A 561-nucleotide genomic window follows, 5' to 3' on the forward strand; every position below is an offset into this window, starting at 1 on the left:
GAAGGGGTGCCGAGGGATGCTGTTAAAAGGCTTCATAAGCTTGGTGTGCTGTTAACAGGATTTGTGAGGGAAGAACCAGACTCATTATCCGCTATAAGAGAAGCTGTGAATTATGTTGGCCACAAATATGGGGGAACTGTACTTCTCGATGGAGAGGCTATTCCAAAAGGCGATTTAAATAATCTGGAAGCAGAACCGCTGAATAAGTCACCTTTGCTACAGATTGAGCTTGATGATATTGATTCAGTACCACGTATTTTTTACAAAGGAAAAGAGGTTAAAGATAAAGTCAGAGTGGATTTCTCATTCTTGCCGAATGATGATGCAGGTTTTCATCCAACACACATCGACTTTGAATACATTGATAGAGAAAGCAAGTTTGGAACAAAAGCAATCGTTTATAATCGATACTTCCATGATCAGGGGGAAGATCATGAAACCTCTTAGTACATGTGAGCACTGTGGAGACGTTCATACAATCGTGTTACAGGAGCAGAGAAGAAGGAATGGTGTTGTCGTGGGGTATACGCAGTGCCCGGCTTGCCAGCATAGGGCTGTGTT

General features: G+C 42.6%; 1 pseudogene. It reads left to right on the top strand.

Annotated elements, in window-relative coordinates:
* Positions 1-447 (top strand): annotated as a pseudogene (locus AB447_RS26415) (hypothetical protein); the annotation flags it as partial.
* Positions 448-561 lie beyond the last annotated feature (114 nt).

The organism is Bacillus glycinifermentans, assembly GCF_001042475.2.
Taxonomy (GTDB): Bacteria; Bacillota; Bacilli; order Bacillales; family Bacillaceae; genus Bacillus; species Bacillus glycinifermentans.